Raw genomic sequence first — 16,097 nt, forward strand, 5'->3', positions numbered from 1 at the left:
GCGCCGGATGCCTGGCACGATGCCGCAACCGGCGAAACATCCTGCTGAACAGGATGATTCGCCGGAAGCTTTGTCTGGTCGCAGACGCGACCGATCGTCCATACCCGTGCCAACGGGTCGGCACCGCCCGAGGGGTCATCATGACAAGTCTTCCCGCATTCCCCGCAGCCGACGAAAGCCCGCTCGACACCTGCATCCGGCTACAGCAGACCGCTCCGGTGGTCGAAGTGGAATTCCCGGGCGGTGTGCCCGCGTATTTGGCCTTGACGCACAAAGCCGTTGCGGAGATCCTCGCCGGTGACAACAAGACCTTCGCCAGAGACCCGAAGCATTGGCCCGCGCTCTACGACGGCTCGATCCCCGAGGACTGGCCGCTGCGCGCCATCGTCCAAGGCGACCACCTGGCGACGAAGGATGGCGAGGATCACCGTCGGTTGCGTGGTCTGGTCAGCAAGGGGTTCACGCCTCGGCGCGTGCAGGCGATGGAGCCACGCGTCCAGGAGATCATCGATGGACTGCTGGACGAGGTGATCGCGGCGGGCGACGGGGTGGACCTGGTGCCCAACTTCACCGACGCACTGCCGATGGCGGTCATCGCCGAATTGTTCGGCGTTGCCGAAGCGGACCGGCCACGGCTGCGGAAATGGACCTCCACCCTGTTGGCGCACACCACCCCGCCCGAGGTGGCATTCGCGACCCAGAACGAACTCGGGGCATTCCTGCACGAACTGGTGCAGCGCAAGCAGCAGGAACCCGGCGACGACCTGACCTCGGATCTGGTGCAGGCACGCGATGCGGGTGATCGGCTCACCACCGATGAATTGGTCGGCGTGCTCTGGCTGATGCTGATCGCCGGTCACGAGACCACAGTGCATTTGCTCGGTCACGCCGTTGTCGCACTGCATCGGAATCCCGATCAGCTCGCCTTGGCCAAGGCCGAAGATCGTTGGGCCGACGTGGTCGAGGAGACGTTGCGGTACCGCCACTCGGTCATGATGACCAGCTACCGGTTCACGCTGACCGATGTGACGATCGCGGGTGTGCCCATTCCCAAGGGGAGCGCGGTCGGTGTGGTCTATCAGGCGACCGGAATCGATCCGGAGCAGTACGGCGAGACCGCGAACCAATTCGACCTCACCCGCGAGCAGACCGGACATCTCGGCTTCGGGCACGGACCGCGCTACTGCATCGGTGCACCGCTGGCCCGACTGGAGAGCCGACTCGCCCTCGCTTCGCTCTACGGACGACTGCCTGACCTGCGGCTGACCATCGCCCCGGACGAGATTCCCTACTCGCCGTCGTTCTTCACCGTCGGCCCGTTGTCGCTGCCGATCGAATTGGGAAAGGTGTCCTGACTCTCGTTACGGCAGTGGTGATCAGCGGCTGCGATCACTATTCCGTCGACGGTCCGCTTGGGTATTACAAGCGGACCGTCGGCGGCCAGTAGCGCGGCGGCCTCGGCGACGCTGGCGGTGCCGAGAGCGTCCTGGGTGCGTGAGGAGGGATTCGGTACCTCGACCCGTGCGAGTTCGGCCGCGGTGAAGGTGCGGATCGAGACGCCGAGGCGGTCGGCGGCAGCACCGAGTTCCTCGACACGTCGATCGATGGTCGCGAGACAGGCAATAGGCCTGTCGCCCAGTACTTCTCGCAGCGCATCGAGAATTCGTTCGCTCGATGTGCCGGGTCGAAATCCGAGGCCAACTGCCAATTCGGGTGCACGCGGATAGCCCGCTGGCGCTGCCTTGGCATCGAACGGCGGCGCCACCGGGCCGTGCGGATCTGCTCCCCGGTCGAGCTGAGCCGCAAGCGAGTCAGGCCGTAACACCGGTGCCGCGGGACCCGGCCCAGGGCTCTCAGGCGGTTGCACGGATACGGGCGTAGTCGGCCGCTGCCGCAACGAAACGACATGTTGCTCTGGGGTTTCCGGCCGGATGGGTGTGCAGGTAGGAGGCGTGAACGTGGTGGATGAGAGCGCCCTCGCGGATGCGTTCACCTGCGGTATGCCAACCCCAGGCGGGAGTGTCAGTGCCGGTTGTGACGATGCGGGTGCGGTGGAATTCGTGGCCGCGTACCCGTTCTCCCGTGCGCCACAGGGCGGAATCGGCCAGTGCCACGGCATCTCGATAGCCGAGGGTCAGGCGGGGGCCGAATTCAGCTGTCGCATCGACCACACCGGCCATCGGATGGCCATCCAGCGAGCGGCAGAGATACAGCAGTCCGGCACATTCGGCATGCACCGGAAGGCCCATTCCGGCCTGCTCGGCGACCTGCGCCAACAGCCGATCATTGGCCGCCAATGCCGCCGCATGCTCCTCTGGAAACCCACCGGGTAGTACCAGAGCGGCTGTCCCCGTGGGAAGTTCGTCGCGCATCGGGTCGAAGACCACAACCCGTGCGCCCGCGGCCTCCAGCAGTTCCCTATGCTCGGCATACCCGAACGTGAACGCAGGGCCGCCAGCCATCGCGATCACGGGATCGAGCCAAGCCCCGGTGGCCGCACCCTGGCCGCGTGTGGATGTCGGCGTCGCACGACTCGCGCGTGCTGCGACTGCACTCGCCGCCGCACCGCCTCGCGCAGCAGGCCCGACGGCAGTGCCATTGGGAGCCTGGGCATTCGAATGACTCGCGGCAAGCGCGCTGGTCACGTCTACAGCGGTCGTTTCGTCTACGCTCGGCGCGGCCGCAGCGTTCGAGTCTTCGGATTCGCGGATCGCGGTTACCGGATCCCAGGCTGGGGCGGTTGTGGTCGAGCGGGCGAGGCGGGCGACGGTGGGAAGGTCGACGTGGGCGGCCACGAGCTCGGTCATCGCTTCGACGGCGGCGGTGGCGGCGTGGCCGTGTTCGACGGCGGGGATGAGGCCGAGATGGCGGGACGGAACCTCGAGTTCGGCCATTCGTGGTAGTGATCCGAGGACCGGGAGGCCGACTCGGTCGCAGGCGGCACGTAGTACCTGGTCGTGGCGTTCGCTGCCGACTCGGTTCAGGATGACGCCGCCCAGGCGGATCGCGGTATCGAAGGTAGCGAAACCGTGCAGGAGGGCGGCAAGGCTCTGACTGTGGCCGCGCGCATCGACCACCAAAATCACTGGGGCACCCAGTATTCCAGCTACCTGTGCGGTGGAGCCCTCGGCGATCGGTGCGGCATGGTTCGCATCGATGCGGCCGTCGAACAGGCCCATCACGCCCTCGACCACAGCCAGATCACACCCTTCGGCACCGTGGCGGTACAGCGGGACAACACGTTCCGCACCGACGAGCACCGGATCGAGATTGCGACCGGGCCGCCCCGCCGCCAGCCCGTGATATCCCGGATCGATGTAGTCCGGGCCCACCTTGAACGGCGCCACCCGATGTCCCGCCCGCCGCAGCGCCCCGATCAAACCGGTCGCCAACGTCGTCTTCCCACTGCCCGAAGCGGGCGCGGCGATCACCACCGCCGGAACCTGTCCTGTGCTCACGACAGGTTCCGGTAGATCGAGTGATGCACTGGTGCAGGCAAACGTCGAGTGCCGCCCCCTACCAACGCCTTCCCGAGCGGTGAGGTCACCATTCGATGCCTCGTTGGCCTTTGCGACCCGCGTCCATGGGGTGTTTGACTTTCGTCATTTCGGTGACGAGGTCGGCGGCACTCAGGAGTGCCGGGGGGGCATCGCGGCCGGTGATGACCACGTGTTGGTTGCCGGGGCGGTCGCGGAGGGTTTCGACGACCTCGTCGACATCGACCCAACCCCATTTGAGCGGGTAAGTGAATTCGTCGAGGACGTAGAAGCGGTGCTGTTCGGTCTGAAGCCTGCGCGCGATCTCGCGCCAACCGGCCAGTGCAGCGGCAGCGTGGTCCTCATCGGTGCCCTGTTTACGGGTCCACGACCATCCCTCGCCCATCTTGTGCCATTCAACCGGCCCGCCGACACCGGTCTCCTCGTGCAGACGACCGAGCGTACGAAAAGCCGCCTCTTCCCCCACCTTCCACTTGGCACTCTTGACGAACTGGAATACCGCAATATCGAAGCCCTGATTCCATGCGCGCAACGCCATCCCGAACGCAGCCGTCGACTTCCCCTTGCCCGGCCCGGTATGCACCGCAACCACCGGCAGATTCCGCCGCTGCCGCGTCGTCAGCCCATCATCCGGAACCGTCTCCGGCACACCCTTAGGCATCGAAACTCCTTGATAGCCCATTGATCAGAACGTCCACAACGCCCGCCACGATCATGCGGCTCGCGTCGAGCCGGGGCGGCCGGACCCGGCGCGGACGACGGCGGCGACCGAGTCACCGGTCAGTTCGGCCAGTTGGAGGTAACCGGCACGAAGGGTACGGGCCAGGTCGGCGGCGAGGCCGAGGCGGATCATGCCGCGTTCACAGTCCACGACCATCGAGGTGATGGCCTCGGCGGCAAGCAGGTTCGCGGCGGCGCGGGCGCGCGGCACCGGATCGACGCCGCCGGTGGCGCGGCCGTCGGTGAGCAGGACCAGCATCGGGCGGCGGCGCGGATCGCGGACGCGCTCGCGGTGCACGACCTCGCGGGCCTTCAAAAGACCTGCGGCGAGCGGAGTTTTGCCGCCGGTGCGGATACCGGACAGGCGTCGCACCGCGATATCCACCGAGGAGGTCGGTGGCAAGACGAGTTCGGCTTCTCGACCGCGCACAGTGATCACGGCGACCTTGTCCCGCCGCTGGTAGGCATCGCGCAGCAAAGCGACGACCGCGCCGGTAACCGCCGAGAGACGGTCGCGCGCTGCCATGGATCCCGAGGCATCGACCACGAACACCACCAGGTTGCCTTCGCGCCCTTCGCGATACGCACCGCGCAGATCATCGGCGGCCAACTTCAACGGTCCTTCGGCTCGGCCGCGGGCATGCTGGTGCGGTGCGGCGGCGAATACGGTGCCGAGCAGATGCAGGCCGCCGGAAGTATCGGTACTGGAGCGCACCATGCGTCCCTGCCTGGTCTGCGCGCGCGAGCGGCGGCCCGCCGCGCCCTCGCCGACGCCCAGTACTTCCCAACGAGGCGGTGTCACAACGGATGTCGCCGGTGCGCCGATACGACCCTCGCGCGCGGACGGTGACTGCCCGCCGCCCGGCGCATCCGGACCGCCGTTGTCGGGGTCAGGAGCGCCTGAACCGCCGTTGCCGGGACCGCCGTCTGGATCATCTTCTGGGCCTCGATCATCCGGGCCAAAATTGCTGGGACCACCGTCCGGATCGTCCGCCTTGTTCAACGCACTATCCGAACCGCCATCGGCGCCGGCGTCATCGGCACCGCTGGGGCCACTGTCCAGACCACGCGAACCACCATCGTCCGAACGACCGCCGTCCAGATCCCCGCCCTGCTCCAATTCCGCACGCTCACTGGGCTTTTCCGCCTCTTCCCCCGCAGCACGCATCGCCTCGTCCAGCTGCGCTTCACTGATCCCCGGCTCATCGAACGGATCCCGCCGCCGTCGATGCGGCAGCGCCAACTCGGCCGCAACCCGCACATCCGCCTCGGCCACGGCATCCGCCCCACGCCAGGCCGCATGAGCAGTCGCGGTCCTGGCCACCACCAGATCGGCTCGCATCCCGTCCACATCGAATGACGCACACAGCGCGGCGATTCGCCGCAACTCCACATCATCGAGGGCGACGGATGCGACCCGCTCGCGGGCGGTCAGAATCCGTTCGGCCACCTCCCGGTCGGCCGCGGCATAGCGCGCGGCGAATCCGGCCGGGTCCGCCTCGTAGTCCAGCCGACGCCGCACCACCGACATCCGCACGTCCACATTCCGTGAGGCCGCGACATCGACGGTGAGCCCGAATCGGTCGAGTAGCTGCGGGCGCAGCTCACCCTCCTCGGGATTCATGGTGCCGACCAGCACGAACCGTGCCGGATGCGAATGCGAAACCCCATCACGCTCGATATGCACCCGACCCATCGCGGCGGCATCGAGCAGCACGTCCACCAGGTGGTCGTGCAGCAGATTCACCTCGTCGACATAGAGCACGCCGTGATGCGCGGCCGCCAACAGTCCGGGCCGGAACGCATGCTCACCATCGCGCAACACGCGCTCCAGATCCAAAGAACCGACCACCCGGTCTTCAGTGGCCCCCACCGGCAACTCGACCAGCCGAGCGGGCCGGGCACCCGTCTCATCGACAATGGGCGGCAGCAATTGCGCAAGCGCCCGCACCACGGTCGATTTCGCGGTCCCTTTCTCCCCGCGCACCAATACGCCGCCGATCCCGGGATGCACCGCACACAGGATCAATGCCAGCTGCAACCGCTCCTGCCCCACCACCGCCGAGAACGGAAAGCCCGCGTCACCATCGGCACCGGGACGCGTCCCGGTCAGCGAAGGGGTATGCGGCGCGTTTTCGGTTCGGGGCAATGACACGCCCCAAACTCTATTCGCGCCGCCGAACAGCGCCCTCCACCGCCCCGCAACTGGGCGACGTCTCGCATACCCAGCGACAACCTCGCACAAGCCACGCCCTATCTAGCCACGACCTATGCGACCGCTCGAAGAGCGCCGGTGCTCAGCCCTTACGCATGGGCAGGTGCATGATGCCGTCTTCTTCGAACTCGTCGCCATCGGGCTTGAAGCCGAATTTCGCGTACATGTCGACCAGATAGGTCTGGGCACTCAGGCGCACGGTCGCCGAACCCGCCTCGGCGAGCGCGGCCTGCACCAGCCGGGTGGTGTAGCCGTGCCCGCGCGCCGGAGGCGAGGTGCACAACCGGCCGATACGGAACGACTTCACACCGTTCTCGTGCTCCTCGGTCAGCCGCAGCGTCGAGATGATCTCGCCCTCGTCATCGAGCCAGAAATGGCGCGTCTCCGGCAGCAGGTCGAGGCCGTCCAACTCCGGGTACGCGCACTTCTGCTCGACGACAAAGACTTCCACGCGAAGCTTCAACAGCTGATAAAGGGTGGCGGTGTCGAGATCGAGCGCCCAGGACCGTTTGAGTGCAACCGTTGACATCATCGCGTCTTGCTATCACAACTGCGCGTTCGGCGCGACCGCTGTGTCCAATTTGCGATGTCGCGGGGCCCTGCGTGTTCACGCGAACCACCGCTTCCCGGCCCGTCGCTCAGCACCGCGCGGTGCCCGATTCGCGATGTTCACGGGCCCTGCGTGGTTACGCGAACTACCGCCTCCGGACCCCGCCGCTCACACCGCGGTGTGCTTTCGCGTGTTGTCCGACACACCGTTCAGGTTCAGCGTTTTAGTCGACCAATCCCAGACTTCCTGGAACAGCGCCTGGTTCTCCGAGAGCTTCACGCCGAGCGAAGGCACCATTTCCTTCAGCTTGGGCGACCAATCGGCGTACTCACTCGGGAAGCAGCGCTGCAGCACGTCGATCATGGCGCTCACACACGTCGACGCGCCGGGCGACGCGCCGAGCAGACCCGCAATGGTGCCGTCTTCGGCGGCGATAACCGCCGTGCCGAACTCGAGCACACCGCCCGCGCCCTTGCGCCGGATGACCTGTACGCGCTGCCCCGCGGTGATCAGCTCCCAGTCGTGCCCATCCGCGCGCGGAATGAACTCCTCCAGTGTGGCCACCTTGCCCGCCTCGGACTTGAGCAGCTCGCTGATCAGGTACTTGGTCAGGCCGAGTTCGGTGACGCCGACGCCGAGCAGGGAGAAGATATTGTTCGGCTTGACCGACTTGAACAGATCGGTGTTCTTACCATCCTTGAGGAACTTCGGCGTCCATCCGGCGTACGGGCCGAACAGCAGGCCGGGACGACCCTTGATAATGCGAGTGTCCAAGTGCGGCACCGACATCGGCGGCGCGCCGACGGCCGCCTTGCCGTAGACCTTGGCCTCGTGCTTGTAGATCAGATCCGGGTTGGTGCAGCGGATGAACTGACCACTGATCGGGAAGCCACCGAAACCCTTGGCCTCCTTGATGCCCGCCTTCTGCAGCAGCGGCAGCGCACCGCCACCGGCGCCGACGAAGACGAATTTGCTGATGAGCGTTCGGGTTTGGCGAGTACGCAGGTTGCGCACCCTGACCAGCCAGGAACCGTCGGACTGCTTGGTCAGATTGCGCACCTCGTTACCGAAGGCAAGATCGACACCGGAGCGGCCGAGGTAGGCAAGCAGTTCGCTGGTGAGCGAACCGAAGTCGATATCGGTACCCTCGTTGGTCCAGTTCAGCGCGATCGGATCGGAGAAGTCGCGACCCCTGGCCATCAGCGGCAGCCGCTTGGCGAATTCGTCGGGGCTGTCGATGTATTCCATCGTCGAGAACAGCGGATGCCGCGACAACGCCTCGTACCGCTTTCGCAGGTAGTCGACGTTGTCCGCACCGTGCACGAAGCTGACGTGCGGGATGGGGTTGATGAAGGCGGAGGGATCGCCGAGGATGCCGTTCTCCACGCCATAGGACCAGAACTGGCGCGAGACCTGGAACCGCTCATTGATATCGATGGCCTTGCTGATATCGACCGAACCGTCCGGATTCTGCGGGCTGTAGTTCAGCTCGCACAGTGCGGAGTGTCCGGTGCCCGCATTGTTCCACGGATCGCTGCTCTCAGCGGCGGCCGCGTCCAGCCGCTCGAATAGAGAGATCGACCATTCCGGCTGCAGCTGCCGAAGCAGTGCGCCGAGAGTGGCACTCATGATGCCGGCACCGATGAGTACTACATCGGTCTTTTCAGTCATGGCAGCGTTCGGCACGGGTAGATCGACTTCCTTGTCCTTCTGCGCACGCCCACCCCCACGGTGGGCCTGCTGGGCACGGGCGCTATGTGGTTGTTGCGAGTCCTGCGTGACTCGGCGGGGTGTAGGTTACCCGCCGTTCACCTAGCCCAATTGTGCACCTCACCTGTTCGAAGCCCGGCAACGAACCTGACGAATGTGACGTAGATTCCTTCCGGGCTTCGATCTTCGAAACGGCGCTGACGTCGCCTACATTGATCGTTGTGACGAATGAAGCCTCGCTCAGCGTGTCCGATATCACCGCTCTGGCGGCCGAGCGGTGGCAGCCCGATGTCCTCGGCGCGGGCTACGAACAGCGCACGCTGCCGCTCGGCCCGGACCCCGATGGTGAGGGTGAGGCCGTGGCGACCCTCGTTCGCTACACCCCCGACACCGGGGCCGCCGCGACCGAGCCCGCGGTGCTGTACGTACACGGTTTCACCGACTATTTCTTCCAGCAGCATCTGGCCGAACACTTCGCCGGGCGCGGGCATCGCTTCTACGCGCTGGATCTGCGCAAGTGTGGTCGTTCGCTGCGCGACGGCCAGACGCCGCACTACGTCACCGATCTGGCGCTCTACGACGCCGAACTGAACGAGTCGCTGCGCATCGTCCAGGAAGAGGCGGGCGATAACGTGCTGCTGGTCGCGCATTCGACCGGCGGACTCATCGTGCCGCTCTGGCTGGACCGGCTCAACAAGACCAAGGGCACGGCCGAATCGGGAATCGTCGGTCTGGTGCTCAACAGTCCCTGGTTCGACCTGCAGGGCCCCACGTACTACCGGACCATCGGCACCCCGGCGATCAAGTTGCTCGGCCGGTTCCGGTCGATGTTCGAACTACCCGGCGCCAAGATCAGCTCCTACGGCGACAGCCTGCACTACAGCGTCGCGGGCGAATGGCATTACAACCTGGATTGGAAACCGCTGGCGGGCTTCCCGGTCCGCTTGGGCTGGTTACGTGCAATCCGCAATGGGCATGCCAAGCTGCAGTCGGGCCTGTCGGTCGGCGTGCCCGCGTTGATTCTGCGTTCGCGCATCACGAAATTCGCGCGCAGATACGGTCCGGCCGTCGATGTGGCGGATGCGGTGCTCGATGTGCGCCAGATTCAGCGCTGGTCGGGCTGTCTGGGTGATCGGACCAATATCGTCCCGATCGACGGCGCGCGCCACGATGTCTTCCTGTCCTCGGCCGAACCGCTGGCCAAGGCCTTCGCCGAACTCGACAGCTGGCTGGACTGGTTGGCTGACCATTTCGAGCGACCTGCAAGCAGTCGCTAGCGGCCCATTTCGAGCGACCTGCAAGCAGTCACTAGCGGCCCATTTCGAGCGACCTGCAAGCAGTCACTAGCGGCCCATTTCGAGCGACCTGCAAGCAGTCACTAGCGGCCTTCCGCAAGAAGACCGCCGGTTCACCAGAGGCTGGTGCGTAGCACGATCTCGGTGGCCAATTCGTGGTCGGCCTCTGTCGCCACATTGTCGACGTCGATCTCCACCACCCGGAACTCGCCGTAGACGTAACGACCGGAGGCATCGGCGACCGAACGCGGCATGTTCTTGGTGACCAGCACGGTGGCGGCGACCTCTACCGGCCGACACGTCGGGTCCGCGACGGTGCCATCGGCTGCTGGTATCGCGGGATGCCCACGATCGGCGACGACAAGGCTGATGAACCGGCCGAAACCACCCGCGCAGACCTGCCAGCCAAGCTGCGCGCCCGCGCCGCGTCCGGCGACATTCACCCAGGGGATGCCGAGTTCGTCGAGGATGGCGTGCACACCCGCCGGATCCAGGTCCGCTACCGATTCCACCGCGATGGTGCGCAGGTCCGAGGTGTGCAGACGCGCGCACACCTGATCGTAGACGTCGACCGGATCACCGGCATCGGGCAACAGCAGCACGCTGTGCCGAGACTCCGGGCCGTCGACCCGTACGGTCCATGACTGGTCACCGACCGTGATCCGCCGAGATTTCATGCCGGAGTACGGTACACGCCCGACTTGAACGGGACCGCGTGTCAGTTACCCGCGAGTCAGGAATATAAGCATTTCGATTGTTGTCCGCGCTGGTCAGAGCGGGATGCTGCCGATTCCCAGACCGGAGACGATGGCGGGCAGATCGGCAGGTGCGCCGTCGTTGAGCAGACGTTCGATGGTGGCGATATCGAGGTGCCGTTCGATCAAGTCGGCGAGTAGGTCCAGTTGGGACGAGCGGATCGCGGCTACCGAGGTATCGTCGGCGACGACGAAACCGTGCCGCCCGGCGTGGGCGGCGACCTCGCGGAGCCAGGAGCGACGGAACTCATCCGATTCCAATAAACCGTGCAGGTGAGTGCCCCAGATCGCACCGCGCACCGTGCCCTCGGGTTTACTGTCCAGCTCGAGCCAGGTCGGATCGCCGCTGCGCTCGACACGACCATGGTGAATCTCGTAGCCGCGCACGGGAATTCCATTACCTCGTCCGGTGCTGCGCCGCAACACCTTCGGATCGGCGAATTCGATCTCCAGATCGAGCAGACCCAACCCCGCGACCGTCCCCACTTCCGATTCCACTCGGTCGACGATGCGACTGCCGAGCATCTGATAGCCGCCGCAGATGCCGAGGATCGGCCGACCTACCGCGGACCTTGCCTGCAGCGCGTCAGCAATTCCGGTGCGCCGCAACCACTCCAGATCCGAGACGGTTGCCTTGCTGCCCGGCAGGACCACCAGATCGGCATCGGCAAGCCGGGACGGGTCGCTCACCCAGCGCACCGCTACACCGGGCTCACAGGCCAGCGCTTCGACATCGGTGGAATTGGAGATGCGCGGCAGCCGGATGGCGGCGACCCTGAGCCATTCGGTGCCGCGCGGCGGACTGGGGCGACCGACCGGTGCGTCGGCGATGGTGCCGAGCGAGTCCTCCGCGTCGATCCACAGTTCGTCCGCGTAGGGGATGACACCGAGGGTCGGGCGTCCGGTGAGCTCGGTGAGCCGGTCGAGGCCGGGTCGCAGCAACGCGACGTCGCCGCGGAACTTGTTGACAATGAAGCCGGAGATCAGTTGCTGGTCTTCGGGTTCCAGTACCGCAACGGTGCCGAACAGGTGCGCGAGCACGCCGCCGCGGTCGATATCACCGACAACGAGCACCGGTAGTCGTGCCGCCCGCGCAAGACCCATATTCGCCAGATCGGTGGCGCGCAAGTTGATTTCGGCGGGCGAACCGGCGCCCTCGCAGATCACCACATCGAATTCGGTGCGCAGCGAATCCAGTTCGGTGGCAACGACTTCCCGTAGATCCTGGCGATGCTGGAAGTAGTCGCGCGCGCCGACGGTGCCGATTGCCTTGCCGCGCACCACGAGTTGGGAGCGTCGGTCGCTGCCGGGTTTGAGCAGGACCGGGTTGAACCGCACACTCGGCTCGAGCCCACACGCCACCGCCTGCAGTGCCTGCGCGCGACCGATCTCGCCGCCGTCGAGGGCGACCACCGAGTTGTTGGACATGTTCTGCGCCTTGAACGGCGCGACTCGTATTCCCCGCCGGGCCAACATCCGGCAAAGTCCGGCCACCACAACGCTTTTCCCGGCGTCGGAGGTGGTCCCAGCGATCAGCAATGCGCCCTTCAACGTGCCGGCTCCGTCAGCGGAGGGCCGTCACGACCCAACAGCGCGAGCCTCGAACCGCCCGACCCACCCCTCACGGCAAAGTGAGAATTTCGGCGCCTATGTCCGTCACGACCCAACAGCGCGAGCCTCGAACCGCCCGACCCACCCCTCACGGCAAGGTGAGAATTTCGGCGCCTGTGTCCGTCACGACCAGTGTGTGCTCGAATTGCGCGGTCCACTTGCGGTCCTTGGTGACGACGGTCCAGCCGTCGTCCCAGATCTCGTAGTCGATACCGCCGAGGTTGATCATCGGCTCGATGGTGAAGGTCATGCCGGGCTCGATGACCGATTCGATGGCGGGCTGGTCGTAGTGCAGGATGACCAGACCGCTGTGGAAGGTCGGGCCGACGCCGTGCCCGGTGAAATCGCGCACGACGCCGTAGCCGAATCGGTTGGCGTAGGACTCGATGACGCGCCCGATCACATTGAGTGCCCGGCCCGGCCGGACTGCCTTGATAGCCCGCATGGTCGCCTCGTGCGTGCGCTCGACGAGTAGCCGCACCTCTTCGTCGACATCACCGGCCAGGAAGGTCTTATTGGTGTCGCCGTGCACGCCGTCGATATACGCGGTCACATCGATGTTGACGATGTCACCGTCCTGGATCACCGTCGAATCCGGAATGCCGTGGCAGATCACCTCGTTCAGGGAGGTGCAGCACGACTTCGGAAAACCCTTGTAGCCCAAGGTCGATGGGTATGCGCCGTGGTCGCACATGTACTCGTGCGCGATCCGGTCCAGCTCATCGGTGGTGACACCGGGCGCGACAGCCTTGCCCGCCTCTTCGAGTGCCTGCGCCGCGATCTTGCCCGCGATCCGCATCTTGTCGATGGTCTCGGCCGTCTGCACCCAGGGTTCGCTGCCTTCGTTCACGGTCTTCTTCCACGCATACTCCGGACGCACGATCGAGCGCGGAACCTCACGGGTGGGCGAGAGCGTGCCGGGAACAAGCGGCTGGCGGGTACGCACTGACATGGAACAAGACTATCCGCACCGGTCAGCGTGCACTGTCCGTGCCCGCGCGCGAACGCGCGGTCAGCAGAAGGAATAGTTCCGGACCACGGTCCGTTTAGTCTAGTGGTTGACATAGAAACTACACATGAACAGGACTCGAGCTGTGGAACTGGGACTCACGACTTTCGCGGAGCTGTACCCGGTCGGCGACCGATCGGCGCCAACCGCGGCCGAACGGCTGCGCGAGGTGGTCGACGAGGCGGTCGCCACCGAGCGCGCCGGACTCGATGTCTATGGAGTCGGCGAACATCACCGCAAGGATTTCGCGGCATCCGCGCCCGCGGTGGTGCTGGCGGCGATCGCGGCTCGGACCGAGCGCATTCAGCTGACCAGCGCGGTAAGCGTGCTGAGCTCCGATGATCCGGTACGGGTGTACCAGGATTTCGCCACGCTGGACGGACTCTCGAACGGTCGCGCCGAGCTGATGGCCGGGCGCGGTTCGTTCACCGAGAGCTTTCCGCTGTTCGGCTACGACCTGAGCGACTACGACGAGCTGTTCGAGGAGAAGCTGGCGCTGCTACTGCACATTCGCGCGGACGAACCGGTGACCTGGAACGGCAGATTCCGTGCCGCGCTGCGCGATGCGGTGATCTACCCGCGCACCGACAACCGGCCGCTGCCGGTCTGGATCGCGGTGGGTGGCAGTCCGGAATCCGTGGTTCGCGCCGGACTGCTCGGCTTACCGTTGGCGATCGCGATCATCGGCGGTCAGCCGGCACGCTTCAAGCCGCTGGTGGACCTGTACCACCGCGCGCTCGAAGAGGGCGGCCGCGAGAAGCAGCCAGTGGCCGTGCACGCGCACGGCTATATCGCCGATACCGACGAACAGGCCGTCGCCGATTTCTATGAGCCGTATGCCGCGGCGATGAGCACCATTGGGCGCGAACGCGGCTGGGGTCCGATGACCCGCGCACAGTTCGACGCACTGCGCTCCCAGAGCGGTTCTCTCTTCGTCGGCACGCCGGACTACGTCGCCGAAAAGATCACCGATATCCGCGACACCCTCGGCTTGGACCGCTTCATGCTGCACACCAGCGTCGGCACGCTGCCGCACGAAACGGTGCTGCACAACATCGAATTGCTCGGGGCGAAGGTCGCACCTCAGGTGCGCTGACGCACCCTTACGAGGTCAGCCCGTTCTGCTGGTGTCGGTTTGCGGTGTCGGCAGCGCGGTGAGAATTCCCGAATCGGCTCGCGCGCAGGCGTAGCAGTGGTCCGTGGCTTCCGACGCCTGCGCGACTGCGAGTGCAACGGTCTCGGCGGATGCGGTATTCGATTCGCCGCGAGTACTTGTCCGCTGTCGGCGGTGACACTGGTCGCGTTGGTCGTGCTCGGTCGGCTGCGGGCTCGCTCCGTACTGCGCTGAGCGCCATACGATGGCCCCATGTCAGCACTGCCCCTGATCTTTACCGCGGGCTGGGCGAGCGGGGTCAATGCCTATGCGGTGGTCCTGCTGCTCGGGCTATTCGGCGTGACCGGTCTCTCCGATGACGTGCCCGAGGCGCTGCAGCGCACCGATGTGCTGATCGCGGCCGGTGTGTTGTTCCTCATCGAGGCCGTCGCGGATAAGGTCCCCTATCTCGACAGCTTCTGGGATGCGGTGCATACCATCGTGCGCCCGGCATCGGGTGCGGTCGTCGCGGCACTGCTCGCAGGCCAGGACGGATCGCTACCCCAACTGGCGGCCGGCGCGGTCGGCGCAACCACTGCCCTGGCAAGCCATCTCGTGAAGGCCGGAACACGGATGGCGATCAATACCTCGCCGGAGCCCGCTAGCAATATCGTGATGAGTCTCGTCGAGGATCTGACCGTTGGCGGCATCGTCACCATCGCGATCTTCCACCCCGTCGTGGCGGCCATCTGCGCGGGCACACTGCTGGTGATCGGCCTGATCCTGGTGTATCTACTGGCGAGCCGGATCCGCCGCTACCGCATTCGCCGCAGACAGCGCCGCGAGGCCAAGCGCGCGGCCGCGGTCTAGGCGGGTTTGCGCCACACCAGCGAGTAGCGCCAAAAGACCAACCGCCGCACCCGCGCACCGGGCAGAATCGTCGCGACCCGCGCCCGCACCTGCCGCGTCGTCAGTGGCGGATCGAGCACAACCGGCATGACATCATGGGTCGCCTCGACCGCATACCAACTGCCCCGCCCGCGCGCCCGAAGAATCCGAAACACGATGCCGAACAATCGATGCCCGATTACCGCCGTCAACTCGACGGGCAATTCCCGAAGCAGATCGGGCCGGGGCAATGCCACAGCGGCGAGCACGCCGCCCGGCCGCACTGCGCGCGCCAACACCGGCAGCACCTCGTCGAGCGGCACATGGTGCAACGTGCTGATCGAGACGATCGCGTCATAGGCATCACCGGCCAGCGGCTCCGTCAGCACATCCCCGAGAATGCAGCGGACATTGTCCGGCGTCGCCCGCTTCGCGGCATCGATCATCACCGGTGACCGATCGATCGCATCGACGTGCTCGGCCCGCCGCGCAAGTTCTCCCGCGAATGCCCCAGCCCCACAACCAACGTCCAACACCCGAGTACACGGGGCGGGCAGCTGCCGCATGAGAAACCGTTGGTAGTAGGTGTTATGGCTCCAATTGAGCTTGCTCATCGAGAACAGCTTGCCACGCGTGTGTCGAAAGGTCCTCCGCGCCGGAGTTATGTTCCGATCGCGGCGGAATTGCGTTGCAGGGCAGAGGATATCGATCGGCCCGCTACCGCGCGGCGGGGTGATCGACACTGACCTGGCAC

General features: G+C 65.8%; 14 protein-coding genes. 4 read left to right on the forward strand and 10 right to left on the reverse strand.

Annotated elements, in window-relative coordinates; translation table 11 throughout:
* Positions 1–140: 140 nt before the first annotated feature.
* Positions 141–1,355 carry a cytochrome P450 family protein gene (locus ACQP2U_RS30965; protein ID WP_433710700.1) on the forward strand — a complete coding sequence of 405 codons (1,215 nt, stop codon included), beginning with the start codon at positions 141–143 and terminating at the stop codon, positions 1,353–1,355.
* Here the strand turns inward: ACQP2U_RS30965 and ACQP2U_RS30970 are convergent.
* The 6 genes from ACQP2U_RS30970 to mqo form a co-directional block, all read right to left on the reverse strand.
* Positions 1,289–1,867: a cobalamin biosynthesis protein gene (locus ACQP2U_RS30970; protein WP_433710701.1), complete on the reverse strand. Its 579-nt coding sequence runs from the start codon at positions 1,865–1,867 to the stop codon at positions 1,289–1,291. The genes ACQP2U_RS30965 and ACQP2U_RS30970 overlap by 67 nt on opposite strands.
* Complete coding sequence (locus ACQP2U_RS30975) at positions 1,854–3,458, reverse strand: cobyrinate a,c-diamide synthase (RefSeq protein WP_433710702.1); 1,605 nt, start codon at positions 3,456–3,458, stop codon at positions 1,854–1,856. The genes ACQP2U_RS30970 and ACQP2U_RS30975 overlap by 14 nt, the downstream gene beginning before the upstream one ends.
* A gap of 85 nt (positions 3,459–3,543) precedes the next feature.
* Positions 3,544–4,158 (reverse strand): cob(I)yrinic acid a,c-diamide adenosyltransferase, encoded by a 615-nt coding sequence (gene cobO, locus ACQP2U_RS30980; protein ID WP_433710703.1) that lies wholly within the window; start codon positions 4,156–4,158, stop codon positions 3,544–3,546.
* 51 nt (positions 4,159–4,209) lie between these two features.
* Positions 4,210–6,330: a VWA domain-containing protein gene (locus ACQP2U_RS30985; RefSeq protein WP_433716633.1), complete on the reverse strand. Its 2,121-nt coding sequence runs from the start codon at positions 6,328–6,330 to the stop codon at positions 4,210–4,212.
* 184 nt (positions 6,331–6,514) lie between these two features.
* A complete protein-coding gene (locus ACQP2U_RS30990; RefSeq protein WP_397032203.1) occupies positions 6,515–6,964 on the reverse strand; it encodes a GNAT family N-acetyltransferase in 450 nt (149 codons plus the stop codon).
* Positions 6,965–7,150: 186 nt separating this feature from the next.
* Positions 7,151–8,653: a malate dehydrogenase (quinone) gene (gene mqo / locus ACQP2U_RS30995; RefSeq protein WP_397032205.1), complete on the reverse strand. Its 1,503-nt coding sequence runs from the start codon at positions 8,651–8,653 to the stop codon at positions 7,151–7,153.
* 260 nt (positions 8,654–8,913) lie between these two features.
* Here mqo and ACQP2U_RS31000 point away from each other — a divergent pair, with 260 nt between their 5' ends.
* Positions 8,914–9,969, forward strand: coding sequence for an alpha/beta hydrolase (locus tag ACQP2U_RS31000; protein WP_433710704.1), 1,056 nt, complete (start codon positions 8,914–8,916; stop codon positions 9,967–9,969).
* A 131-nt stretch (positions 9,970–10,100) separates the two neighbouring features.
* Here the strand turns inward: ACQP2U_RS31000 and ACQP2U_RS31005 are convergent, their stop codons facing one another.
* From ACQP2U_RS31005 to map, 3 genes are all read right to left on the reverse strand, one after another.
* Positions 10,101–10,664, reverse strand: a complete 564-nt coding sequence (locus ACQP2U_RS31005) for an alpha/beta hydrolase (RefSeq protein ID WP_433710705.1) — start codon at positions 10,662–10,664, stop codon at positions 10,101–10,103.
* 93 nt (positions 10,665–10,757) lie between these two features.
* Positions 10,758–12,293, reverse strand: coding sequence for a cobyric acid synthase (locus ACQP2U_RS31010; protein WP_433710706.1), 1,536 nt, complete (start codon positions 12,291–12,293; stop codon positions 10,758–10,760).
* 148 nt (positions 12,294–12,441) lie between these two features.
* Complete coding sequence (map, locus tag ACQP2U_RS31015; protein ID WP_433710707.1) at positions 12,442–13,305, reverse strand: type I methionyl aminopeptidase; 864 nt, start codon at positions 13,303–13,305, stop codon at positions 12,442–12,444.
* A gap of 142 nt (positions 13,306–13,447) precedes the next feature.
* On the opposite strand from map, the gene ACQP2U_RS31020 reads away from it, so the two are divergent.
* On the forward strand, positions 13,448–14,458 hold the full coding sequence (locus tag ACQP2U_RS31020) for an LLM class flavin-dependent oxidoreductase (protein ID WP_433716634.1): 1,011 nt from the start codon (positions 13,448–13,450) through the stop codon (positions 14,456–14,458).
* A gap of 270 nt (positions 14,459–14,728) precedes the next feature.
* Positions 14,729–15,325: a DUF4126 domain-containing protein gene (locus ACQP2U_RS31025; RefSeq protein ID WP_433710708.1), complete on the forward strand. Its 597-nt coding sequence runs from the start codon at positions 14,729–14,731 to the stop codon at positions 15,323–15,325.
* Here the strand turns inward: ACQP2U_RS31025 and ACQP2U_RS31030 are convergent.
* Positions 15,322–15,957, reverse strand: coding sequence for a class I SAM-dependent methyltransferase (locus ACQP2U_RS31030; protein ID WP_433710709.1), 636 nt, complete (start codon positions 15,955–15,957; stop codon positions 15,322–15,324). The genes ACQP2U_RS31025 and ACQP2U_RS31030 overlap by 4 nt on opposite strands.
* Positions 15,958–16,097 lie beyond the last annotated feature (140 nt).

This window comes from Nocardia sp. CA-084685, assembly GCF_050955785.1.
GTDB lineage: Bacteria > Actinomycetota > Actinomycetes > Mycobacteriales > Mycobacteriaceae > Nocardia.

Coding starts and splice junctions, on each gene's coding strand:
- ACQP2U_RS31005 (WP_433710705.1), bottom strand. CDS start 10,664: ATGAAATCTCGGCGGATCACGGTCGGTGACCAGTCATGGACCGTACGG.
- ACQP2U_RS31025 (WP_433710708.1), top strand. CDS start 14,729: ATGTCAGCACTGCCCCTGATCTTTACCGCGGGCTGGGCGAGCGGGGTC.
- map (WP_433710707.1), bottom strand. CDS start 13,305: ATGTCAGTGCGTACCCGCCAGCCGCTTGTTCCCGGCACGCTCTCGCCC.
- cobO (WP_433710703.1), bottom strand. CDS start 4,158: ATGCCTAAGGGTGTGCCGGAGACGGTTCCGGATGATGGGCTGACGACG.
- mqo (WP_397032205.1), bottom strand. CDS start 8,653: ATGACTGAAAAGACCGATGTAGTACTCATCGGTGCCGGCATCATGAGT.
- ACQP2U_RS30990 (WP_397032203.1), bottom strand. CDS start 6,964: ATGATGTCAACGGTTGCACTCAAACGGTCCTGGGCGCTCGATCTCGAC.
- ACQP2U_RS31030 (WP_433710709.1), bottom strand. CDS start 15,957: ATGAGCAAGCTCAATTGGAGCCATAACACCTACTACCAACGGTTTCTC.
- ACQP2U_RS30965 (WP_433710700.1), top strand. CDS start 141: ATGACAAGTCTTCCCGCATTCCCCGCAGCCGACGAAAGCCCGCTCGAC.